Raw genomic sequence first — 22,662 nt, 5'->3', positions numbered from 1 at the left:
TTCGGTATCCACATCGAAGAACTTGAGCGGTCGGGATGGCAATTGGCGCTGGCTATCCTATCTCGGTCGCGAGAGCCAATCGTACACCTTCGATATTATGCCTTTTGATAATTGTTTTCTTAGTTGATTGTCTGCCTCGCGGTCGAACGATTTTATTAGCTCGTCCTTTTTCGGCGGTGTCTTCGATGCCTTCCCAAATCTTCACACAAACTTTGGTCATCGGATTTGAGCGTCGGACGGGCGCCGACGGCGTCCGTCGGCGTCACGCCTACCTCATCGACGATCCCGAGCGCGGCGCGTTCACGCCGAGTATTGCTGCACGATCGCTTTGCCGCGCGCCGAGATTCCGTCCAGCATCGTGTCAAGCACCGGTTCTTTCAGGCCCTCGACCCTCGCCTCCTTCACGACGTCGCTGAGCGCGTCGGGAATCTTCTCGCCGAGCACCACCAATCGCGCGATCATCTCGTCGGGATCCATTTTCATCAGTTCCGCCTGGCGTCTCCAATGCCGCGGCAGGACTTCTGAGAACTTGTAATAGCCGCCGATCTTCATCGCCATGCGCAGGCGTCGCCGCTCATGTTCGTCGTTGTCGTAAGGCACGAAGCTCAGGACGTCGTAGAGTGGCGCAAGAAACATCCGCCGGCCCGGGAGGTGGATGACTGAGAAGTTCTTCGCGTGCGCGTCGGTACCGAGCACCAGGAAGCTGAAGGCGATCATGTCAGCGAACGCCGCCTTGTCCGCCTCCGGATCGGTAGCATAGCGCAGCACGTCGTTGGTGATCTGCTCGATCGAGGGTCCGCCCTCGCTCTGGTACTTGACGGCGGGATGCACGCCGAGCGCCTGGCACATGTCTTCCTGGTGGAATCGTCTGACGACGCCGTCCTTGTCGATCTCGCGGTCGTACCGGGTGACGACGATCGCGACCTCTTCGCCAAACTTCCCGACCTTAGCTTCGGCCGCCGTGATCCCGAGGTGGTTCGCGAGGCGCAGGCACGCGTACTCGTTCTCGGTCGTGCCTCGCAGGTGAGGCATCGGCGGCTTGAGGATGTGCGTGGTCGCCCGGCGGCCGCTCGGTACGCCCCATCGCTTTCCGTCGAACAGTAAGGCCATCTTCGGCTGCGCGCCGGCGAGACTGAAATGCCCCCGGTCGCCGTCGCGACGTCCCGTCCAGGTCCTCTCCTCGCGCAGGCGCTTGAGGCGGTTCGCGACCTCCGCCTCGTCGATCCACTGAACCTCCCCAGGCGAATCCGCATTGGCGGCCATCCACTCGTCGGTGACGATCTGGATCGCGCCGGCGCAATCCTCTCCGACCTTCGACAGCAGAGCGAACGCGCTGTTCGGCGACACGCCGTAGATCTGTCCCCATTTCTGCAGGGTCTGGTCGCTGTCCGGAAGCAGATTCCAGAGATAGTTGGCCACCTTTGCGCCGGAGTGCTTCTTGGCGGCGAGAGGCAGCGACATCGAAAGCGGAATTTGAACCCTGTCGGCCGCGAGCCAACCATCGGCGTACTCGATGGCCAGGGCGCCGGTATCCATCTGCTCGAGACGGCCGATCGGGACGCCGCCCATCAGGACGTTCATGAATTTGCTCATCGCCGCCGTCCCTTGAGAAAGCTCGGCTCGTCGAGCGCCAGATCACCGGTATCCAAGTCGTTGTTCCGTAGAGATCCCGGCACACTGTCGATGTTCAGGTCGATCCCCAGCGCGGCGAAGGCCTTTAGCACCGTTCCGAGGCTCGGATTCTCCAGGCGGCCGGTCTCGAACTGCGAGATCCACTCTTGGGTGGTCCCCAGCGTCTGGGCGAGTTGCTTCTGGGTCAGCTTCCGCCGACGGCGGGCTTCCCGGACGGCCAGTCCTAAGTCACTGATTGTCTTCAAAATCATGCCGTCATCCCGTATGAGATTTAAGACATATAGGCCGAATATGATTTTTACGCAATATCAAAAGGATATTAGTTTTACATAATATTTTAGAATATGGCCATAAAACTCATATGGGTGCGATCGGCGCTCGCTCGCTCGCCCGCGATCAGCCTGAACGACTTCGCCGCCTTGGTTGCGGGTCCGCGGCATGACCACCGTGCCGCGGCCCCGGTGAGTACCCGGGGGCACGTTTCTATGCCCACGGTGAAAAACGGATAAAGGCGGTCAACGTCTGCAGGCGAGGGCGATCTCGCGCAGGTAGATCTCCGCCTTGAGGAAAGCGATCTCGTCGTTGACAGCCGCCTCGCCGACGTCGATGTACCAGGATCTGGGCTGCCGTCGCTCCATCTGTAGCCGCGACGTTTCAGGACATCCTTCAGATCGAACGGCGACTGCTCGGCCCACAGCCTTACCGTTCTCTTTCGGGCTTGCTCTAGCAGCACCGCAAGCGCCGGCGCGCCTGCGGATGGTAGTCAGGATCTTGATGAGGGCGTGACAGTCGTCGGCCCTGTGCGCATGGTGAAAGAAGCCGGCACCGTTCAACAGGGATCCGAGTTGGGCTCCCGCGAATCCATGGTGGCGCCGTTCCACCTCGGTCCCCATGCCTTGTGCTCGAACACGGCCCAGAAGCGAAGGCTTCGGATCCTAGGGCAATCAGCAGCAACGCAACAGTGACCCCCGCCGTACGATCCTCACCCTCCCTCTATATTCTGTTTGGCTTGGAGAGAGCAGGCCTGAATCGTGCAGGCGACGCAAATTAGCAATCGTGCGCTGGAGCAAAGTGCTCTGAGACTGTTGCTCGAACGCTTCGGTGCTGCAGCGTCAAAGGCCGGACAAGAGCGTGAGTTCTTTAAGACGTGGGGTCGTTCGCGGCTGTTACGCAGGCCGCACCGACCGCGTTGCTTTGACGTCCTCGACCTCAACCGCGATTTCGAAGTCAGGAGGCGGTATCATCCAAACAGCACCGCCACTGCGACGTGATCGAGAAGGCTGGAAGTAGAGCGCCAGCCGCGCGTTGAACGCAGGCGTCCTCCGGTATCAGGTATCGAGCATCCCGACGAGCGCCGAAAAGCAGACAGTCAACTATCGGTCGCCGCTCGCGCTCTCGCATAAAAGGCCTGAAGTTTTCTGGACAAGAAGTTGCTCGGCGCGGCCAGAGCCGCATCGAACACCCAGTTTATTAGCCCCAACTGCTCTTTTGCGCGGCCATCCTGCTGATCGCTCTCAATCCTTCGCTCCATGCAGACGCGCAGGCGGGCCAACTCCCGGCAAAGGCGCGAAGGCGCGCCAAATAGTAGCCATCGCGGCAGCTGGTCGTAGAACATCTCATGCCGGCCGGTCTGTGCGCACATGCTTAGAAACCGCGACAGCGGAGACTCCATGGTGAGGACGCCAGCTGACTTCGCTTCCTCAAAAAGCCGTTTCTGCATACTCGCCATGGCGTCGAAAACTTCCAGGGCGCGCGTCATCGACGGCTGTTCCTGCTCTCGAGACCGCAAGTAGGCGCGGAGACGTTCGAGGCGTTCCCTTGCCGGTGGATGTGATCGAGGCGCGGTCTCTTGGGACAGATCCTCAATCCATGCAGCCAACAGGATCAGCCACGCCCCCAGAGTGCCCGATATAGCCACATCATCTCCATCGGCAGAGCCGATCAATTCCCGAAACGCGAAACCATCAGCAGCGAATTCCATCTCGAAGTGACTTGTATCTGTTGTGGACAGGTCTCCAGCCGCCACATGCCCGCACTCATGCAGGAGAAGGAACTGGATCGCGAAAAATCTAAGGTTGCTCCCAGCCTCAAGTGGGTGCCCCCAACGCCGGACGTCGGTGACAAGTGGAATTGCTCCAAGTTCCCTGATCACGTCCGGCGTGTCAGCTGTTCCGAGGTGAACGTACCGGTGGATCATCATTCCGAACTGCCAGCCGATCTGCTTAGAAAACCGCTTGGCGAGGTAGGGCCGGCTGGAGAAGCGGACCAGCCGACGCCTTAGCCGCAGCAGCCACGGCTCTGAATCCTTTCCAAGCCCCGTTTTGGTCAATGCGTTTCCGAGCGTCTCGCATAGACTTGTGTCCGCGAGCAGCATGAGCATTTCGGCACCGCTCGAGATTAACGGCATCGCACCCATCGGCAACGCGATCACGTAGCCGAGTCCTTGTGATGACCTGAAGGAGTAGACGTGCCCGTTGAATTCTGCGTCGTTGACGGTTCCGGACGCGATCCCCGCGTCCGCTCGGCAGATTTGGCGGAGAGCCGGAGACTTCGAAATCAAGTCCTCGAAGGCGTTGTGCACCCAGTCTGTCCGCTTCAGAAACGAGGAGTAGCGATCGATAAACGTCCCATCCGCGATGCCTAGGACCTTGAATTGTGCTTCCAGATCCGGCGGCGCCCACAATAGATTCGACCCACTATAGCGCGACGATCTGGGTCGGAAGAGCGCGGCGATCAGGATGGCGAGTCAGTGTCGCGGCGCGATGATGATCGCCGCGATGATTGTCGCGCGCAAGAGTTTTGTTTGCTTTGATTGTCGCGGAGCGTCAATCAAGCGAGCGTTTTTTGTGTCGCGTGCTCCGGTGGCCGCCCTGGACCACGCTTTCGCTCGAGGGCAGTCCGCCTGCGATAGCTCTCGACGTTCATCTCGACGATGGTGGCGTGGTGAACAAGGCGATCGATCGCCGCGAGGGTCATAGCTGGGTCCGGAAAGACCTTGTTCCATTCTCCAAAGGGCTGATTGGCGGTGATCAGCAAAGAGCGTCGCTCGTAGCGTGCGCTGATGAGCTCGAACAGCACACTGGTCTCGGCCTGGTCCTTGGTGACATAGGCAAGATCGTCCAAGATGACGAGATCGAAGCGATCGAGGCGGTTGATGGCGCCCTCGAGGTTGAGCTCGCGGCGAGCCACCTGGAGCTTCTGCACGAGATCGGTGGTGCGGGTGAACAGGACGCGCCATCCGTTCTCGATGAGGGCCAAGCCGATTGCTGCCGCCAAGTGGCTCTTGCCTCCACCGGGCGGACCAAACAGCAGCAGATTGGCGCCCTTGCCGAGCCAGCCGTCGCCGGCGGCGAGTGCGGTCATTTGCGCCTTGGAGATCATCGGCACGGCCTCGAAGTCGAAGCTGTCAAAGGTCTTTCCGGTAGGCAGCCGCGCCTCGACGAGATGGCGCTCGATGCGGCGGCGGCCGCGCTCAGCGATCTCGTGCTCGGCAATGGTGGCGAGGAAGCGCGCCGCCGGCCAGCCTTCTTTATCGGATTGCTCGGCAAATTGCGGCCACAGCGCCTTGATGGCGGGCAGCCGCAGCTCGTTGAGCAACAGATTGAGGCGCGCGGTGTCGACTACGTTGGTTGTGCTCATGCGGCGCCTCCGATCTCGGCGGTACCGATGAGGCATTCATAGGTGGCGAGCGGTGCGAGGCGTACCACGACGTTCGGCACCTGGGCGGGATCCGGGGCGAAGTGAGTACGTAGCCGGTTGAGGTCGGGCAGCCGGCCGTCGTTCAGGTCAGCCGTGAGCTGATTGGCGAGTTCGGCCTCGCAACCGCGCTCATGGGCGAGTGCGAGGAGATCGACCATGATCCGGCAGGCCTTCTTGTCCGGTAAGCGTTTGCGCAAGACGTCGAAGGCTCGGCGGTAAGCTTCCCGGGGGAACAGCTGGTCGCGGTAGACCAGGTTGAGGAGCGCCATCGGCTTGCGCCGCAAGGAATGGATCACGTGCCGATAATCGACGACCTGATCGTGCTTGCCATTGGGATGCGGCCGCCCGCGCGGCAAGGTGAGGAGATGCGTGCCGCCGACAAACACGTCGAGGTGATCGTCATACAGGCGCACCCGCAGCCGATGGCCGATCAAGCGCGACGGCACCGTGTAGAACACCTTGCGCAAGGTGAAGCCGCCGGACGACGTCACGTGGACGATCACCTCTTCATAGTCCGACGTGCGGCGGTCCGGCAGATCCTGAAGTGCGCTACGTTCACTGTCGATCCGCTTGGCGTTGCGGGCATTGCGGCGGCTGGCGATCTCATCGATGAAGCCACGATAGGCAGCTAGATCGTCGAAGTCGGCGGTGCCACGCAGCAACAGCGCGTCGCCGATCGCTCGCTTGAGATGACCATGCGAACTCTCGATCGCCCCGTTCTCGTGGGCGATGCCACGATTGTTGCGGGAAGGCCGCATGCCGTAATGGGCACAGAGGTCTTCGTATCGCCGCGTCAGATCGTCTTTGGCGTCGCGGTCGAGATTGCAAAAGGCGGCCGACAGGCTGTCGGTGCGATGCTCCCGTGGCGCCCCACCGAGTGACCACAAGGCATTCTGCAGGCCTTCGGCCAGAGCGACGAAGCTCTCACCGCCGAGCACGACATGGGCGTGCTCAAACCCGGAATAGGCCAGCCGGAAGTGATAGAGACGATGGTCGAGCGGTACGCCCGCGATCGTGACACCCAATTCGCCCATGTCGGTGAAGTCGGACAGGCCGCGCTGACCGGGTTCGTGGGTCTGGCGGAAGATGACCTCCTGCTCCTCGCCGTGGATCGCCCGCCAGGCCCGGATCCGGCGCTCCAGCGTGCGACGGATGCCGGCGCCGAGCTCGGGATGGCGTCGGAGCAACTCCTCGAAGATCGTGACCGGCCGCACACCGGGGGCGGCCTTCAGCATCGGCGCGATATCTGTCTCAAATACGCGGGCCAAGGGATCTGGCCGGCGACGGCCGCGGGGAGCCTTCTTCTGCGACGGAAGGCGTCGATCCTTCTCGATCCGGTAAGCGGTCGAGGTGCTGAACGAAGCCTTGGCGGCGGCCACGGGTGGGCTATCGGTCTGACGGTACTTCATGTAGAGCCTCATTTGGTGATCGGTAATGTGTCGGCCTGGCACGCGAGTGATTCCTCTTGGCGGAAGAACCACTTGCATAACCAGCCGGCCGCGATCACCAGTCGGCGCGGTCCGCTGTGGATCGCGCCGACGCCGGGCTCGTAACTCCGGTCGGGCTACGCCCTCCCTGCGTCACGAGCCCGGCGTAGCCCTCTCATCATGGTCGACGCTCCACTTCCATCCTGTTCGCCGCGCGGCAACCCACCGCCGCACGGCGGCACGAGCTTCAGTATCCAGTCCAGCAACTCGGTCGTTTTCTGCAGCTCGGCTAGGAGTTGTTGTGGCGTCATCACTTTCTTTCCGGTCCCGGGCAGATCAGTCGCTTTTGTCCTTGGCTGGAACGCACCCTTTGCAGAGCGTCGCCACGCCTACCCGGAAGAAGAGTACCGCGACGCCCGCAAAGACTAGCGGACTCAGGGGGACAGTGCCTGCAATCGCCATCGGAAGGAGAACCGGCGTAATCCATTTGGCGAGAGCTTGCGCGTCGCCTGCGACGGACTGAAGGCCGGGGCAAATCCTCTCCAGCACATCTCGTCTCTTTACGAGAGACACAGCCTCGTTCAACGCAGATTGCTGTTCGGCTCTCTCCGGGTTCGTGTCGACTGGCTGTTCAGGTAGCGCGTTCATGCTGCCCCGGAGCGCCAGCTCGAGCTCCATGGACTGAAGCGAGTTAAGTACCTCTTGCTCAAATTGTGCCGTCTTAGCATTTTGCATTTGTCTGTACTCCGTATTCAGGTTGGAGCAGGGGCGCGCCGGGTTAGGCAGTAACCGGTATCAATGATCGTCTAGCCACTCTCGTAGGTTAGTCCCCCGGTCGGCACGAATAGTCGAAAGAAATAACGCGCAGGCTGAATCGTTGACGAAAAAGGGCTATGCCAACCGGATAGCTCCAGAGCGCGGCTCTGGTCGCTGCCCGTCAAGGCCCAAGCCCGCTCCCCGGCCGGTCGCTTCGGCGAGATCTGGCAGCATTACTACGGCGGCCGCCGCAAACAGGCGTGGCAGGACGGCAAAATCAGTGAAGTCATTGGGACTACGGCGTTACGACCTGTCCCGCCCTTGTCATCAAGCTGTTCTGGCTCGCAACCGTGTACGGATCGTGCTGATCATTTCGTGAATAGATCCGGTAGGGCCCAGCCGTTCGCTAGGGGCGTCTCGTGGATCACGATCCTGTGGTACGGCTTAGCTACCGGATTGGGAAACGCGAACAAATCTGTCGAGCCTTCGACGAACATGTTTGCTCCGAGCGGCGTCAGGGACGGCAGATGATCTTCAAGATAATCCACATGAGCTCGATTTGGAGCAAGCCCGTCCGACGGATAGAACGTGTAGCGCCCGCTGAAATCGGCCGCGATAATCTCAATCGCTACAAAGTACGTCTCGACCCGGTGAACATCCTGGGTAGCACCCGGCACGACTGCAGCATCTTTAAGATGCTTCCATTTTCCGCGACCAGGAATCAGTTCAGTCTCTCAGGTAATTGAGCATACTATTGCAGGCGTCATCGGCCTCAGCGAAGCTCTGCAGCGGCGAGCCGAGCACCCTGATCGCGCCACGGCTCTGGTCAAGCGGACGCCACGAAGCGACGTAGCCGAACCTCCCGCGAAAACCAGGACCGGTCGGGCCCTGCAAGCTTATAACGAACGAGTAGCCGCCGCTGCGTGCACTCCAAATTTCCATGTTTTTGACAGCGCGGTGGAACTGCAGGGGCATCATGCACCGTTCGCCTGGGCAACTCGACAATGAAATTCTTCCGGCGGACCCACTGGCGTACAAAATCCGAAACTCTAACCGCTGCCGGATGAAAGCGCAGTAGCAGGTCAGCTGGTCTGCCAGGCGAAGCTGTCGTCTAAGTCCTCTTCAATCACCCCGGCCGCGTATAACTGATCGAGCAGGTCGGCTACTGCGAGCACTCTCGCTCCGTCAGTCGTGACCTGCCTAACCAGCTCCGACGCTGTGCAGTTGCCGCAGGCGATTAGATGGCCAACGGAAGTCGGAGCGATGTCGTCGAGCACCCGGTGTTCCATGTTGCGTGACCGGAGATGAAAGCATCGGTTCCCGGCCTGGTATTGCAGGTCCCTGCGGAAGCGGATCGGCAATTTGGGAGCTGGGCTCTCGAGCATATGCTGGTCAATCATGCGCTGCAGCCCCTCGCGGAACTCGTCAGGCGTCCTGAAGAAGCGTTCACTCAAGACGCGGTAGCCGAGAGGCCAGCGTTTGCTACCCGGCACCGGCGTCACCAATTGTAAACGCCCCTGCAGCATATTTACGAGAAAGCCGGAAACGCAGGCGATGGTCGTGTGATCGCCCTCCAGCAAGGCGATTGCATCATCTTTGTTGGCGACCCTAAGTTTCTCGCTCCGCTCGCGCGCGCGCCCAGCAAAAGCCTTTGCAGTCAGCGCCTCCTTGCCCTGCAGGACGAGTTCGACACCGATCAGCTCCTCAGGCGAAAACGCCATGTGAATCTGGTCGAGATGTGTTGTGCTCAGCGCGGAGAAACGATTTGTCACGGTGCGATAGCGCTTGAACAGTTCGAGCACGCGCGTGGTGAGCGCGCGATCCCTGATCGGGGCCGCCGTCGTTGTTTGTGGCAATGCGCCCGTGATCTGATAGTAGTCGAATAGAAAGCGGTCGTAGTGTGGGTTGTCCATAGGCTCTGTGGCCCAGTAGCAGAAACCAGTACGGGCAGCCGAACCAAACATCTCGCTCGCGATACCGACCACACCGCGCCAAAGCGCCGCATGCTCTTCGCTATATTCGTAATAGCCTTTGAAGCGGTCGGCCGAGAGGCCGCAGAACCAACAACCGACGGAGCAGCCGTCGCTCAGCTCGAAAGCGATGATCGGGTACGTGACCGACGCCGCCGTTACGCCCAATTCGTCGTTGCAGCGCCGGATTTGGCGCTCGCGCCAAGCATGAAAGCGAGAGTTGATCGTCGACATTTCGCCCTCTTCGCGCAGGATGCCGCGATGGCGCAACATCTCGCAGATAAACTCGTCCCACATCATAGCCAGGGGCCAGGGCGTAGACTCCGGCTTGAAGCGGTGTTTCAGGTAGCCGCCGCGCCAGAGCGGCAGCATCTTCATTGGGTCAACTTCGATGCCGTAGCGCTCTGTTACCGCGCGAGGAGAATCAACGTTCTCCGAAAGCGCCCTGCGGAACTCCAAGTCACAGCCAGCCGCTCCATGAAGCGCTTGATGTGTGACAACGTGCGCAGTTGCTCGGGGGTACGCCGGTCAAAGATCTGTCGGCAGTGTTCGGTGGCAGTGTGCGTCATACGGTGCGGGTGCGCCCTAAAGCCGCATCTCTAGGCCTGAAAGCAATGATCTCACGCCTGACGAGGCGTGATTTCAGTTCTCTTCGCACCGGTTCGTCTCCTTGAGGACGAGCCAATGCGATCAGAGCTGAAAACATGTCAGGCCGCGACCGCGACAACAACTACAATAAGCAAAACGATAGCGACCAGGTCACGGCCGGCTTCCGCGGCTTGCACGGCGCTCGTGGGTGCCTCCGACGATGAACTAGCCAACGCAGTGGTATGCACAATGCTGCTCAAGCCCGCACCGCTTAAATCCTGCCTGCCGCCGACAATCGCGTCGACCTGCATCAACTCGTGTCGGCCTGGCGCTCGGATGCTGCTCCTAATCTCGTCAACCGTGAAATCGTAGCCGTGACTTCTTCCGACCGCTACAATCGGTGCAAGACCTGTAGCACTCTGCTTAAGGTTTTCGAGCAGACTACCCTCTTTCGTTAGATTCTTGACAAACCGTTCTACCTCAGCCTGCGACATAGCCGGGCCTCTGCTGTTGCTACCTATCCGTCGCCTTGGAAGCGATCGGTGATCATGCCGTAACAAAGCAATCCGCATACCAAACTGAAGTTGCCGCTTTTGCGCTTTGTCCGACCGTGCGTATCGTCAACTTGCCGACATTGGTCTCGAACCTAACAAGCGCTCAGTGTCGAAGTCGCCGCTGAAATGTCCGCTTCCTCCAAGCTCGCCCTGACACGAGCGCCATCTGCATCACGCTGAGCGTCAATAGCAGCCGGGACAAAGTTGGCCGTTCGTATTGCCTCGCCTGAGATGAAACACGCCGCTTGATCGATGTAGCTCCGGTTGTCAGTCGGAGGTTGCATCATGACGCGCAGGATCGGAGGCGCCGGGGACGTCGCGAAGTGCCCATTACACGCAGTGGCAGCCGCAGTCCCGGGATCACCGGCACGGCCGCTCCTTTAGCCGTACGCGGGATGATCGGCTCGGCCGCTTTGCGTCTGAGCGATTTCGTTCTTCATCTAATTAGGTGAACAGTTCGCTCCGCGCTTGCCGGAACTCTCACGTAGGTCGCGCTCTCGTCTGTTCTCGCGCTGGCGCGACTATGATTAGCGGCCCGAGCATGGCTCAAATTGTAAGGCAGAACGACTGGTCGCGAGTAGAGATCGAAATTCACATGTTCGGTGCAAGACTGGGTCTGGCCGCGGTCCGCATCGCCTGGACCTCCTAACCAGCTTTACCGCCAGATGAATGTGATGCACGACGCAAATCTGCGCGCCGACTGCGAGGTCGGGCGGAATGAGACGTTGCTCGGAGATGATCGCATCAGACGTGGCAGATGCGGCCGCCGGTTTATCTCCCTTGCTTGACCTTTGTCAGCTTCTCGAAAGCCAGCCTCTTTAACACTCGAACTTGGCCTCTCGATGACGAAGCCACCCATGTCTGAATTCGTGACGAACTTCAGCTCACTCCCTGGGGGAGATCTTCAAGTGGCCTTTGTTCTCATAATAGAAAGGGGAGCTTTATGGATCCGAACCCGATCGATAATGCCCGTTCACCAGAATCACCAACGGCGCACGTCTGGACACAGGAAGATCATGATTTGTTCAGTCAGATCATAAATGAAGCTGGACCGATCATCATCTGCCGCACCTGAGGAAGCGGTAGATGTCTCATTTGCCGGGACTGAAGATAGTTGCCGCTCTCGTTGTGGAGCAAACAGTTCTCCGGCTCCGCCAGCAGATCGGGCACCGTCTGGCAGCCATGATTTCCAGCGGCAACACTCAGACCGAGCACCTCTTCGAAAGTCGTGCCCGGAACAACGAGCTCAGGCGAAAGATCAAAGATCTCACGGAAGCGCCGGTTTACAACTCGCAGCCGCCCCCACTATCGTAGAGGCAGAGACCCTGAGACATGTGCGTCAGCGCCGCATCCAGTCTCAGGTTCGTCGCATGCAACTCGGCTTTCTGATGCTTCAAACTGGTGATATCGCTATAAACGAGGATAACGCCCCCCTCTTGGGTCGGACTGCGGCTGACTCGTAGCCACCGTCCATCTGGGAGTTGAGCCTCGCTCGCCAATCCTTCGACGTCGTCAAAGACCTCACGTTGGGTAATTTCAGCTGCGGTTGATTCATCGCTCGGTACCTGGTCGGCTCGCAAAAGATCGGAATGGATAAGCTGCGAGGAGCAGCCGATGAATTCGCTCGCTCGGGAATTGATCAATGCTATCTGTCCGTTCGCATCTGTTTGTAGGAGCGTAGCCTGCGGGCCCAAGGTATCGATGCCCGAATCATGGCAGTCAGCAGCAGCCGCTCTGGAGCATGAGACGACAGAGTCGCCGCATTGGCTCCTTCGGCGATCGGGATGCTCAATTTCCGAGGTCGGGCTCCCGTCGCCAGCATGAGCCGGTGATACGCTATTGCTGATCCGTTTGAGAGCGTGACAATACTGGCCGCGCGATCAATTGAAATCACTTCGCTGCCCTGGCGATAATCGATCCCCAAGCTCGGCAAGGCGTTCCGACGTGACAATCAATTTTGGTGCAGGGTTGACCTCGTCGCTCAGGACCGCCTTCGACAGAGGTGGGCGCTCATACGGCAGCGTACTTTCATTGCCGATGACCACCATGCCAGCAGCCTCCCGCAGAGCGACGGCAGCGGCGTTACCAGCTTCGCCCGCCCCAACGATCACTATCGTGGATTGGTTACTCACGCGACTAAACGATTTACGGGTGACGACTGCTCATCGTTCGCCGCCTCCTCAAACAGATTGCGCGCACCAGGGATTTGAGCAGGACAGCTTCCTGCCAGCGGTCCGTGGTGTCGTTGCCCAGCCGATCGCTAATTGCGTAAGGCTGTGGGCCAAGTTCGCATGCGAAGGTGAGGCGGGCATCCGCAGCAGCGCGTCTTCCAGCTCTTGAATCCGTATTTCGACCATCCAAGAAATAGGTCCAGCCAGATCTTGTGTTGAGGGAACGTGATCTCGACCTGTATCTGCTCGCGAGACGCAACACGGCCATGAAATGCCCAAGTGCGATCGAGCACTCGCCGCACCAGCGCTTCGTCCTCGTCCGAGATCGGATACCAGAATTCGCAGCTCACCAAGAAGTGCGAGAGATCGGCAAGCAGGCGCATCTCCGGAACCTGATCCATCAGGTCGAGCGTGAAGAGGAGATCCGTCGTCATCCTGTTGCGATGCGTTTCGAAGTAGATTACCCAACTTTACCCGGATGCTGAGTTCGTGCGCTGTGACCAATCCGACATCTTTTGAATAATAGCGAGCGGGGGCCAGAATTCCGCTCTTATCTCTTCTCCGCTGGCAGACCGGTTCGTCTGCTTTCTCCCAAGACTTGAGCCGCTGCCGGAGAAATCCGGCGGCGGTCTTTTTTGGGGCGTCATCATACCCACTTGGCAGTCGAGATATCGAGGTGATTGCAGCCGGTCCGATGGACGGATAGCGTAACGATAGTCGTGCCTGACACATCCCGCCCGTTGCGCCGTCTCATGTAACGAAAAAGACGGGCTACGAAGTAGATCATGGGACGGAGCAGCACCGGAAACGATGTGATAAGTGGTTCAGGCTCATCCGAGGCCCGAACGGCGAGTTCATCGAGCTGGAAGCGCGCGCTGTCGCGGCCTCCCGATGCCGTGCACCCCCGCTGCAAATCGCTCGGAAATCTGTAATCCCGTGGGGTTCTTCAGCGGCGTCACCACGATCGCCTCCATAGAATAGCAATTAGCGACGGGGCCGCATCCAACTTTTAGCTAATGCCTATTGCAACGCCAGCTGCGATTGATTCCGGCGATATCGACGAGATCACCTCGCGAGGCAGCCCAGCATTGCCAGTCCCGAGCAGGAAATGCACAAACTGCGCTGAATTCCCCCTAGATCGTGAACCTGCTGTTGACGCTCCCAGATACGCATATCAGGTCGTCCTGAGACCGCTGTTGAGCGCGTCCTCACCAGCCAAACGGAAAAATGCATTCTCTCGAGCGACAACGATTCACCGAAGGCTTGAACCCGCACAGACTTCATCGCGGAAAGGCGGCCAGTCTTCTGGGGTCGTCAAGACAAACCCATGCTCGGGAAGCTGCGGATCACAGACAGTCCCGCGCGTCACTTTGCTCAAGTTGGCCGCTTCGAAGTCGTCCCATCCAAAAGCGCGGCCATTGGAAATGACGATCCGTGCTGGCCAAGACTTACCAGCTCCATCTCCTCGCTCATCGTCCGTGTAAGAGCCTCTGCTGGTAGATGGATGAGTCCGTCCAGATGGGAGCCAAATCGCTTCTCCGCTGCAGTAATTTCAGAATCGCTCGCGACGGCAAACAACGCCTTGAAGCCAAGGCTTATGAACCATTCCTTCCGCCGAAGTTCGAGCTCCTGTCCGGCATCAACAGGTACGCCCGCCGCCGACCGCTCGATCATAGATGCGCGCGGAAATTGGCGACGCCGGTGATGCCGGCATCCTTCAACGATTCGGCCCTATCCTCCCAGCAGGCGAACGGGTCGATCATGATTATCGCCGCATAGAGAGCCGTCGTTGCCTGGTCGAGGGTTAGCAAGTCTCGCAAAAGACAGTCGTTCCAGTCCAGGATTGGCAGGGTCGCCATGACCAGCAGGAAGCCTTTTGGAAGGCTGCGCAAGGAGGGCGCGTAGACTTGCAATTGTGCGCCTTTAGCTATGTCCGACATCTGTGTAGCAAGTTTGCCGCGAACTCTCGCTCTCAACGTTTCTACCCAATATTACCCATTTGGCCGCCTCACCAATCTTATACCCGGGTAGAGCCGGGTCTAGACCACCTATAGTTAGGTATGATCTGGGAGGAAGATCGTGTCTCACCATTGTACGGACGACCAGAGGTCGGCCCGTGATGGTAACCTGTCCGAACTAGCGACTGGATCCGCGACTACGGATGCGGTCGCGATCGTGGCCACGCTGGATACCAAGGGCCGCGAGGCGTCTTACCTTGCGGACATTATCGAGGCGTGCGGCCGCAAGACCATCCTGATCGACGTCGGCACTGGGAGGGATGGCGGCGACAAACCAGCCGATGCGAAGACCCCCACGGAACTCTTGAAGCAGATTGCTGAAAGGACGCGCAGTAAGGTTGGTGACCTCCTGGGGGCAGGAACGATCAGCGCGATTGTCGGGGTTGCGGGGGGTAGGGCAAGCGCGGTTTTCGGCGAAGTTGTGTCTGAGCTGCCTTATGGCTTTCCGAAATTTCTGGTGAGCAGCGCAAGGCCTGCGCTACTCGCCGAATTGGCCACTCACAGCGACATCATCCTCTATCCGACGCTGGTCGATCTGTTCGGCATCAATGTCTTTACCAGTAGGGTGCTCAAGAACGCGGGGCGGGCCATTGCGGCCACGCACTATGCTCCCGTCAAGCTTGGGCGAGACAAGAAGATCGTTGCGATAACGGCCTTCGGCGTGACCACGCCGGCCGCGAATCAATGCGTAGCGCGGCTTGCCGACGCCGTTGTAGACGCGATCGTCTTTCCGGCTAACGGGGCGGGCGGCCATAAAATGGAGCAGCTGATCGCGGCTGGTGAATTCGACGCCGTCATTGATTTGATCATAACGGAGCTCGGAGACGAAATCGTTGGAGGCACCGCAAGCGCCGGTCCGGATCGGCTCAAGGCAGCGTCGCGGCAACAGATTCCGCAAGTGATCGCGCCTGGTGCGATCGATATGGTCAATTTTGGCCTGCCATCGAGCGTTCCTGATCAGTTTCGGGGTCGCCAGTTCTACGCCCATACGCCTTACACGACGCTCATGCGCACAACTGCGTCTGAGAACGCGAGCATTGGCCGGCTTACGGCAGAACGGCTATCGCGTGCCAAAGGACCCACGATGGTCCTTTGGCCGGCGAAAGGCGTATCCGATTACGACCGCCAAGGAGGCATCTTCTACGATCCCGACGTCGACAAGGCTTGGCTGGATGCGGTCAAGGGACATCTCTCCGCGCACGTCATGGTCCGCGACCTGAACTGTCACATTAACGATGGCGAGTTCGCCGAGGCTGCCACGGCATGGATCCTGGAACAACTCACGCAAGAAGGTGCATCCCATGCGGATGTTTGACCGAACCGAAATTATTTCCAGGATCGAAGGACAGGTGACGGAGCGAAAAGCAATTCTCGCGGCAGGAAGTAGCTGCGGCCTGGTCGCGAAATGTGCCGTTCTTGGAGGTGCCGACATGCTGGTGGTCTACTCGACCGGCCTGTCGCGTCTGATGGGGCTTCCCACGAGCCGGATTGGCGATTCCAACGCACGCACGCTGGAGCTTGCGGCGGAAATTCGTAACGTGGTGTGTTCCGTGCCGGTAGTTGGCGGTATCGAGGCTTGGGATCCTCTCCGGCTCGACCTCGATGCTCTCTTGGACAAGTTCTGGGCTGCTGGGCTCTCCGGCGTCATCAACTATCCGACGATCTCAACCATGGGCGACAACTGGCGTGACCGCCGCGGCCGCGTCGGCCTTGGCTTTGAACGTGAGGTCGAACTGATCGCTCTCGCGCGAAAGAAGAATATCTTTTCGCTCGCCTATGTCGCAAGCCCTCAAGACGCCAAAGCGATGGCAAGTGCAGGGGCCGACTGCATCGTCCCACATGTCGGCGCAACGCGCGGTGGCCTTGTCGGTCATGAGGAGGGGCAATCCCTTAAGGAGGCGATCCGGCGCATCAATGAGATCAACGCGGCGGCGCGAAGCATCCGGTCGGACGTGCTCTCGCTTTGCCATGGTGGGGCAATTGCCGAGCCTGAAGATACGATCGAGGTCTATCGGACGACCGAGTGTGTTGGCTTTGTTGGCGCATCCTCGATCGAAAGAATTCCAATTGAGCGGGCAGTGAAAACAGCGGCGGCGTAATTCAAAGCTGTCCCGCTTCCGCAAACTCATTGATGTTCACTGCAACGTGCAGCGAGGCCGCATGAACGCACCAAATGACCGAGCTAAGCCGGACACGATCGCTTTCGCCTCAAAAGGAGGGACGAGAGCGGATCAGGACTGGGAGACAGATGTCCTCGTGATCGGAAGCGGTGCGGCCGGGCTGTCGGCGGCGCTCTATGCGGCAAAGGCCGGACTGCGCGTCATTGTATGCGAGAGATCTCCGCGACTTGGCGGAACGACGGCCCTTTCGAATGGCATGATCTGGGTTCCTTGTTCTGCTCAGGCGCGCGCGGCTAACATCGATGACACCATCGCCAATGCGAGGACATACCTGCAGCACGAACTCGGCGTTCATTATCGTGCGCAATTCATTGATGCTTATCTTGAAGACGGCCCGGCGGCGCTAACCGCGCTCGAGAACGGCACGAGTGTCAAGTTTACTCTGGCCACTACGCCCGATTATCACTCGAGCCAACTTGGCGGCGCTGATAAGGGACGGGCACTGAGCCCGGCCCCCTATGATGGGCGGCTTCTCGGCAAGGACTTCGATTTGATTGGTGATCCCATTCGAGTTGTGCTCGGGGGCATGATGATCTCATCGAGCGAGGTGAGAAGCGTTGCGTCGCTCAAACACGTCGTAACTCGCCTGAGTCGCTATGCGCGGGACCGGCTCAGCTTCAGGCGTGGTACTGAGCTCAGCGGTGGGAATGCCTTGATCGCGCGGCTGCTGGTGAGCCTGCACGAGTACGGCGTAGAAATTTGGCCATCTTCTCCAGCGGTCGAGCTCACGCAGGAAGGCGGGCGCGTCACGGGTGCCATTATCAAGCGGATCGATGTTGGCATCCGCGTGCGCGCCTCACGTGGTGTTGTTCTCGCATCTGGCGGCTTTGCCCGGAACGCGCAGTTGAGAACGGACGTCAGTGGTGCACACCAGCATGATGTTACGTTGGCCCACGCCGATGTTAACGGTGATGGCATTGGGCTTGCAACTACGCTCGGGGCCGCCATCGACAAAGATGTCGCATCGGCAGGCTTCTGGACGCCGGTTTCAATCCTGAAACGCGGCAGCGGCTCGCAGGTTGTGCCATACGGCTGGCTCGACCGGGGCCGTCCTGGGGTCATTGCTGTCGGTCCAAACGCCAGACGCTTCGTCAACGAATCGAATTCGTATCACGATATTTGCCTGGCAATGTTTGAAAACGGCTATCCAGCAGATAAGCGATTCTACTTCATCTGCGATCACCAGTTCGTTCGATTGAGGGGCATGGGGCACCTACTGCCATGGCCCTGGACGTTGAGTATCGGTAAATATGTCCGCCTTGGCTACGTCAAGGCAGGTGATACGATTTCTGAGCTCGCAAAGCAGCTGGGACTAGATCCCGCTGTGCTTCAAAAGACGATCGAGGAACACAACGCGCACGCTGCCCAAGGACGGGATCCCCTCTTTAAGCGTGGGGAATCGGCTTTCAATCGCACGCTCGGCGATCCGACCGTCGGAAAAAATCCAAATCTTGGACCAATCAAGAACGGACCATTTGTCGCGCTGCCGATCGTTCCGGCAACGCTTGGCACGGCGACTGGATTGGCGACGGACAGTTACGGAAACGTCCTGGATGCACAAGGCAATGCAATCCAGGGTCTTTATGCTTGCGGCAACGACATGACGTCGCCGATGCGCGGGATTTATCCCGGGGCTGGCATAACAATCGGTCCCGCCATCGTATTCGCATATCGCACCGTCAACGCAATAGTGCTTTCCGCTGATCAGGAGCAAAAAACCGTCGCCTCCAGAGCTTGACGATCTACCACACTCGTCTTGTGGCGGGGAATATGTGCTCGGTCCGGGGCGCGCATCGATAGAAACGTCGGCCCCGACCCGCGACATCCTCGAGGGACGGCCGGGTTCGAGTTTGGTGAGCCCCGGCGGAGGGGGAGATCGCCGCACCAACTGTCTACGATGTATCGCAAAGAGCTGGGCTCCCAACAGGTGTTCCAAGACATATGACAGCGCGAGAAATCGATCGTTCAACAGCTAGGCGGCGTAGTGAGAAGTCGAAAATGTCAGGACAAGCAGCGCAGGCGTCTGCTTCCCCGACGCGATCGCAATCCGCTGGCCGCGAGGCAGTGATGCAACTCGACAAGATCGATTTTCGTCTTCTTGATCTTGTCCAACGAGACAATCGCCTCTGTAGTGAACAACTTGGAGGGAAGGTCGGCCTATCCGCATCCGGAGTTCAACGTCGGCTGAAACGCCTTCGATCGACGGGTGTCATAGAGGCCGACGTTTCCATCATTTCTCCAAAAGCAATTGGCCGTAATGTGACCGCAGTGGTTCTCATTTCCTTGGAGCGCGCGCGTGCCGATACCGTTGATCGTCTAAAGAGGCAAATTCGCAACATGCCTGAAGTGATGAGCGCATTCTGCGTTACAGGTCTGGCTGACCTCGTCTTGCTCGTTACCGTAAACGATATGGAAGATTACGAGCGGTTTGCCCGGCGCCTTACAGACGAAAGTTCAGACATAAAGCGCATTGAAACAATGGTTGTCATGGATCGGTTCAAAGCAGGATTTACTTTGCCAATAGCCTCCATCGCATGGTGTTGAGCGACTGGCGAGAGGACATTGGCTGGCTCAACTACCGTCGACCGCAGTCCGTAAGGGGCGGCTTTGGTCTTTATGACTAGATCGATGTATCGGTCGCTGATTGAGGCTTCTCGAGATGACGTGGAGAGTTCCCCTTCGCATGCCGTCGCGGCCGCGGGGGCAGATCTTGCCGCTAAAATTGGCGCCAAGGTCATCATCGGGTTCACGGCAGGCGGGACGACGGCTGCTCGGATCTCACGCAGCCGGCCGCCGGTGCCGAACCTTGCCCTTACCCCGGACGAGAAAGCGGCTCGGCGCATGTGCTTGTTATGGGGGGGCACAGTGCCGTGTCTAGCGGTCCTTCTGGTTATGAGGAGATGACGCGGATCGCCTCGGCGGCCGTGCACCACGAAGGCTATATTCGATTGGGCGACTTGGCTTTGATTGTCTCGGGAGTGCCGTTTGGACTTAGAGGCGCGACAAACAATCTTCGCGTTGTCGCTTGTTAAGACAATGCCCTTATCGCGCTGCAGAAGGCCACCCGATCGTCATATGGACCACCTCAGGATTCAGCTGTGACCGGGACCGATATTGCTTGAGTTCGAGGCAGCATCAGCCTTCCAAGCTGAATACGAGGGTTCGATTCCGTTCATACGCTCTAAAGCAATTCAATGAAAGCAGGCTGTTGCATACGCTTTTTGGGCGGATTTTGTTGCTCGCTCTCGATTTTCATACAACCACCGTACAACCGAGCCCAAATCGGCCGATTACTGTAATCGAGTCCTTGCCGCGTCGATGGCGATCCGACGCAGTCGAATCCTTGGCGCGCCGGTATATGGGGGGCGTGACGCGGCGCTCCGCGCGCCAATCCTGGCTGGGCGGATCGGGCTTTTTTGGTCTCTACCCGGTAGTCCAACGCCGGCGCGGACCATCAAAGCCAAGATTAACCCCCGCGGTTAGTCGCCGATTTCGCCGTTGACAGCTGGACACTCCTCTCAACGCAGAACTCTGGTGGCTCGCCGTAGCTGAAGACATGTCTGCAAAAACGAGACCCAAGAAGGCGGATAAAGGTTCTTCGCGCCCTTCTGCAAAACGGCGCCGACAGTGGCTTGCCTCCATCGAGCCCTCCATCGCCACGCTGGCCCCGCGCAACATTTCCCAACTGGACCATTGGCTCAGCTGGTCAAGGGTATCTTGGAGCGCATTAGTGAAATGGCGGGCGCGCTCGGGGCCTATGAGGCGCTTCTCGCAGTACTCATCCTCCCGGCATCGTTGCGTTGCAATACGCGAACGCGATAACGTTGCGGCCGATCTTCAGCTTGATCGCCCTCGGTGCCGTCCTGCCACTCGTTGCTCGGCTCATCAAGTCGCGAGATTGATCTAACCGGGATAGAGAGCAGTACGGCGTTTTTGACGAAACCGACCTGCGCTGCGCATTCTGGTCTGGGCGTCCCGCAGATGGCGTCAGGCCGTCGCGTGGCCTGGCCCTCAAGGAGTCGCGTCGCCAAATGTGACGGTGACAACAATCCGGCAATTTGCCAGAGTGCAGATGTCGGAGGGGAATAATGCAATTGACAGTCGAAGTGGTTACGGTCATTGCCGGCGCGACGTCTGTGTTGGGAGTGCTCGCGCTCGTTGCGTATTTTTATCTTTATCAGAAGGTGCGTGCGCTAGAGGGGTCGGAATTCAGGTCTGTCCGACAGGTCGTGGAAGGCGACGGCATCTTCAACGCCGACCAGGTGATCGAGATCCTCCAGACGTTCGGTAGCGATAGCGCAAGGCTCGCTGCGCTCAAAGAACTCGCCAAAGTCCAGAAGCACTCGGCCGACGGCGCGTCGCGGGTTTACAGCAAGATCAAGAGCCAGATCAGCGTTACCGAGCTCGAAAAGCAACGTTTCACACATATTCGGCGTCTGACCGTCAGTGCAGCGCCGTTCTTCTTCCTGATCGCATTGAGCACTGTTACCTACGGCGCCTATTCCAACCCGGAGATTGCCACCGCGATCAGGGAGTTCATTTCCGGTAAGGGCGGAGGTTCGGGGCCGTCGCCGTCACCCAGCCCCAAATTGCAGCACCTCGGAACGGTCACTATCACCCCAAAAATCCTGGCGAAGTCCCAGGAGACCTCGACCCACCCCCGCGTTCAGGTGAGCGGCAAGGGTCAGAATTCGACTTATCCCGCGCACTTCGCCATCGCTCCCGACCTGGCCAAACAGGGATGGAAGATCGATGTCGAGAAACTGGTGGCCAATCGCGATTGGTGGACACAAGACAGGGGCGAGGGGGGTAGCAGTTGCACGGGTGTCGACCGCAACACGATCAAGGACACCGAGTTCACATTCAATATTCAGCTTGGACGCAACAAGGACATGTTTCACGAGTGGGACGCCGATCAGTACTGCAATCTCAACGCCGTGCCGCTCATTAGGACGATCGAACGCCAGGACGAAGCCAGTCCGGTCACGCGCGATTTGTCGTGGAATGCAGACGAACTTGTCGTGCTTCCGGATAATACCGTTTCGTACGTCATGAAGCTCGCCGTCGACGGCTATCCAGAGCGGATACTGAACGAAAGCTCCGCATCTCCCTTCGACTTCCTCGATATCAAGCGAGAGAACAACAGGATCCTTTTTCAACCCAAACCAGCCTCTAAGAACTCGAAGGGTTGACGACCCGTTTTTTCGACCTCTCTTTGAGGGCGCGATAAGCGTGATCTTCCGGCACGGTCAAGATTGCGGGCCGCTGATCGATGATTGCCGCGAGCTCGAATGTGACGGCATCGAACAAGTTGGCGAGAAGCGCATCGCCTATCATCCGAATCTCGGAAAGATTCTCGAAAAGGCCCGCCATCTCGCCGTGAGCAAGCTTGTTTCGGCCCTCGCGGTACACCCTGTTCACAGCATCTGCGACGCCAATTGAGCCTAGCGGAGTCGGATCAGGGAGAAGGACTCGATGAATTCTTCGTAATGACGGCGGCAGGCCGCCGGCCACCGATCGTTGAAGTTGCTCATAAATCGGTCGTGTCTTCGTTGGCAACCACAATTTTGTCTTTGCAATGAATGGAGTCTGAACGACTGAAGCGCTCGCCGTTCAGAAATGTTCCCGAATACTCCGCGGCTCCGTCCGAACCGGAGGACCTGATGT

23 protein-coding genes and 2 pseudogenes are annotated in these 22,662 nt (G+C 58.9%); 7 read left to right on the top strand and 18 right to left on the bottom strand.

Going from position 1 to position 22,662, the window contains the following annotated elements; all coding sequences use genetic code 11:
• Nucleotides 1-300: 300 nt before the first annotated feature.
• The 18 genes and pseudogenes from CIT37_RS34065 to CIT37_RS33980 all read right to left on the bottom strand — a co-directional run bounded on the left by CIT37_RS34065 (nucleotide 301) and on the right by CIT37_RS33980 (nucleotide 14,737).
• Nucleotides 301-1,593: a type II toxin-antitoxin system HipA family toxin gene (locus CIT37_RS34065; protein ID WP_095424346.1), complete on the bottom strand. Its 1,293-nt coding sequence runs from the start codon at nucleotides 1,591-1,593 to the stop codon at nucleotides 301-303.
• Nucleotides 1,590-1,883: a type II toxin-antitoxin system RelB family anti-toxin gene (relB, locus tag CIT37_RS34060; RefSeq protein WP_035711448.1), complete on the bottom strand. Its 294-nt coding sequence runs from the start codon at nucleotides 1,881-1,883 to the stop codon at nucleotides 1,590-1,592. Before relB ends, CIT37_RS34065 begins: the two co-directional genes overlap by 4 nt.
• Before the next feature lie 264 nt (nucleotides 1,884-2,147).
• On the bottom strand, nucleotides 2,148-2,270 hold the full coding sequence (locus CIT37_RS34055) for a hypothetical protein (protein WP_306330604.1): 123 nt from the start codon (nucleotides 2,268-2,270) through the stop codon (nucleotides 2,148-2,150).
• 731 nt (nucleotides 2,271-3,001) lie between these two features.
• Complete coding sequence (locus tag CIT37_RS34050) at nucleotides 3,002-4,315, bottom strand: phage exclusion protein Lit family protein (RefSeq protein ID WP_095424345.1); 1,314 nt, start codon at nucleotides 4,313-4,315, stop codon at nucleotides 3,002-3,004.
• Between the two features lie 146 nt (nucleotides 4,316-4,461).
• Nucleotides 4,462-5,271, bottom strand: coding sequence for an IS21-like element ISBj11 family helper ATPase IstB (istB, locus tag CIT37_RS34045; RefSeq protein WP_018270204.1), 810 nt, complete (start codon nucleotides 5,269-5,271; stop codon nucleotides 4,462-4,464).
• On the bottom strand, nucleotides 5,268-6,782 hold the full coding sequence (gene istA, locus CIT37_RS34040) for an IS21-like element ISBj11 family transposase (protein WP_039228609.1): 1,515 nt from the start codon (nucleotides 6,780-6,782) through the stop codon (nucleotides 5,268-5,270). The genes istB and istA overlap by 4 nt, the downstream gene beginning before the upstream one ends.
• Nucleotides 6,783-7,094: 312 nt before the next feature.
• Nucleotides 7,095-7,493: a hypothetical protein gene (locus tag CIT37_RS34035; protein ID WP_028160485.1), complete on the bottom strand. Its 399-nt coding sequence runs from the start codon at nucleotides 7,491-7,493 to the stop codon at nucleotides 7,095-7,097.
• 389 nt (nucleotides 7,494-7,882) lie between these two features.
• Nucleotides 7,883-8,191 carry a hypothetical protein gene (locus CIT37_RS34030; RefSeq protein ID WP_028160486.1) on the bottom strand — a complete coding sequence of 103 codons (309 nt, stop codon included), beginning with the start codon at nucleotides 8,189-8,191 and terminating at the stop codon, nucleotides 7,883-7,885.
• Between the two features lie 49 nt (nucleotides 8,192-8,240).
• Nucleotides 8,241-8,492, bottom strand: a complete 252-nt coding sequence (locus CIT37_RS34025; RefSeq protein ID WP_370126333.1) for a hypothetical protein — start codon at nucleotides 8,490-8,492, stop codon at nucleotides 8,241-8,243.
• Between the two features lie 104 nt (nucleotides 8,493-8,596).
• Nucleotides 8,597-9,943: a radical SAM family RiPP maturation amino acid epimerase gene (locus CIT37_RS34020; RefSeq protein WP_099421823.1), complete on the bottom strand. Its 1,347-nt coding sequence runs from the start codon at nucleotides 9,941-9,943 to the stop codon at nucleotides 8,597-8,599.
• Between the two features lie 248 nt (nucleotides 9,944-10,191).
• A complete protein-coding gene (locus CIT37_RS34015; protein ID WP_018645240.1) occupies nucleotides 10,192-10,566 on the bottom strand; it encodes a Nif11-like leader peptide family natural product precursor in 375 nt (124 codons plus the stop codon).
• A 1,089-nt stretch (nucleotides 10,567-11,655) separates the two neighbouring features.
• Nucleotides 11,656-11,892 carry a hypothetical protein gene (locus CIT37_RS34010; protein WP_232208683.1) on the bottom strand — a complete coding sequence of 79 codons (237 nt, stop codon included), beginning with the start codon at nucleotides 11,890-11,892 and terminating at the stop codon, nucleotides 11,656-11,658.
• 17 nt (nucleotides 11,893-11,909) lie between these two features.
• Entirely contained in the window at nucleotides 11,910-12,269 is a 360-nt protein-coding gene (locus tag CIT37_RS34005; RefSeq protein WP_157158436.1) for a PAS-domain containing protein, read from the bottom strand.
• A 2-nt stretch (nucleotides 12,270-12,271) separates the two neighbouring features.
• Nucleotides 12,272-12,520: a hypothetical protein gene (locus CIT37_RS34000; RefSeq protein WP_256379505.1), complete on the bottom strand. Its 249-nt coding sequence runs from the start codon at nucleotides 12,518-12,520 to the stop codon at nucleotides 12,272-12,274.
• Complete coding sequence (locus CIT37_RS33995; protein ID WP_256379504.1) at nucleotides 12,507-12,737, bottom strand: FAD-dependent oxidoreductase; 231 nt, start codon at nucleotides 12,735-12,737, stop codon at nucleotides 12,507-12,509. The genes CIT37_RS34000 and CIT37_RS33995 overlap by 14 nt, the downstream gene beginning before the upstream one ends.
• A gap of 34 nt (nucleotides 12,738-12,771) precedes the next feature.
• Nucleotides 12,772-13,258 (bottom strand): annotated as a pseudogene (locus CIT37_RS33990) (sugar phosphate isomerase/epimerase); the annotation flags it as partial.
• 913 nt (nucleotides 13,259-14,171) lie between these two features.
• Nucleotides 14,172-14,471 carry a hypothetical protein gene (locus CIT37_RS33985; RefSeq protein ID WP_223153739.1) on the bottom strand — a complete coding sequence of 100 codons (300 nt, stop codon included), beginning with the start codon at nucleotides 14,469-14,471 and terminating at the stop codon, nucleotides 14,172-14,174.
• A complete protein-coding gene (locus tag CIT37_RS33980; protein ID WP_223153738.1) occupies nucleotides 14,468-14,737 on the bottom strand; it encodes a hypothetical protein in 270 nt (89 codons plus the stop codon). The genes CIT37_RS33985 and CIT37_RS33980 overlap by 4 nt, the downstream gene beginning before the upstream one ends.
• A gap of 235 nt (nucleotides 14,738-14,972) precedes the next feature.
• On the opposite strand from CIT37_RS33980, the gene CIT37_RS33975 reads away from it, so the two are divergent.
• From CIT37_RS33975 to CIT37_RS33940, 7 genes and pseudogenes are all read left to right on the top strand, one after another.
• Entirely contained in the window at nucleotides 14,973-16,130 is a 1,158-nt protein-coding gene (locus tag CIT37_RS33975) for a Tm-1-like ATP-binding domain-containing protein (protein ID WP_244611323.1), read from the top strand.
• On the top strand, nucleotides 16,117-16,914 hold the full coding sequence (locus CIT37_RS33970) for a phosphoenolpyruvate hydrolase family protein (RefSeq protein WP_028160572.1): 798 nt from the start codon (nucleotides 16,117-16,119) through the stop codon (nucleotides 16,912-16,914). The genes CIT37_RS33975 and CIT37_RS33970 overlap by 14 nt, the downstream gene beginning before the upstream one ends.
• Nucleotides 16,915-16,975: 61 nt before the next feature.
• Nucleotides 16,976-18,733: an FAD-dependent oxidoreductase gene (locus tag CIT37_RS33965; protein ID WP_038974992.1), complete on the top strand. Its 1,758-nt coding sequence runs from the start codon at nucleotides 16,976-16,978 to the stop codon at nucleotides 18,731-18,733.
• A gap of 329 nt (nucleotides 18,734-19,062) precedes the next feature.
• Entirely contained in the window at nucleotides 19,063-19,539 is a 477-nt protein-coding gene (locus CIT37_RS33960) for an Lrp/AsnC family transcriptional regulator (RefSeq protein ID WP_038950841.1), read from the top strand.
• Nucleotides 19,540-19,611: 72 nt separating this feature from the next.
• Nucleotides 19,612-20,027, top strand: a pseudogene (locus CIT37_RS33955) (pyruvate kinase alpha/beta domain-containing protein).
• Nucleotides 20,028-21,083: 1,056 nt separating this feature from the next.
• Nucleotides 21,084-22,187 carry a hypothetical protein gene (locus CIT37_RS33945; protein WP_028143531.1) on the top strand — a complete coding sequence of 368 codons (1,104 nt, stop codon included), beginning with the start codon at nucleotides 21,084-21,086 and terminating at the stop codon, nucleotides 22,185-22,187.
• A 40-nt stretch (nucleotides 22,188-22,227) separates the two neighbouring features.
• Nucleotides 22,228-22,437, top strand: a complete 210-nt coding sequence (locus tag CIT37_RS33940) for a hypothetical protein (RefSeq protein WP_028143530.1) — start codon at nucleotides 22,228-22,230, stop codon at nucleotides 22,435-22,437.
• Nucleotides 22,438-22,662: the final 225 nt, after the last annotated feature.

Source organism: Bradyrhizobium ottawaense, from assembly GCF_002278135.3.
Taxonomy (GTDB): Bacteria; Pseudomonadota; Alphaproteobacteria; order Rhizobiales; family Xanthobacteraceae; genus Bradyrhizobium; species Bradyrhizobium ottawaense.
The sequence above is the reverse complement of the archived record's forward strand: the minus strand, read 5'-3'. Positions and strand labels throughout refer to the sequence as shown.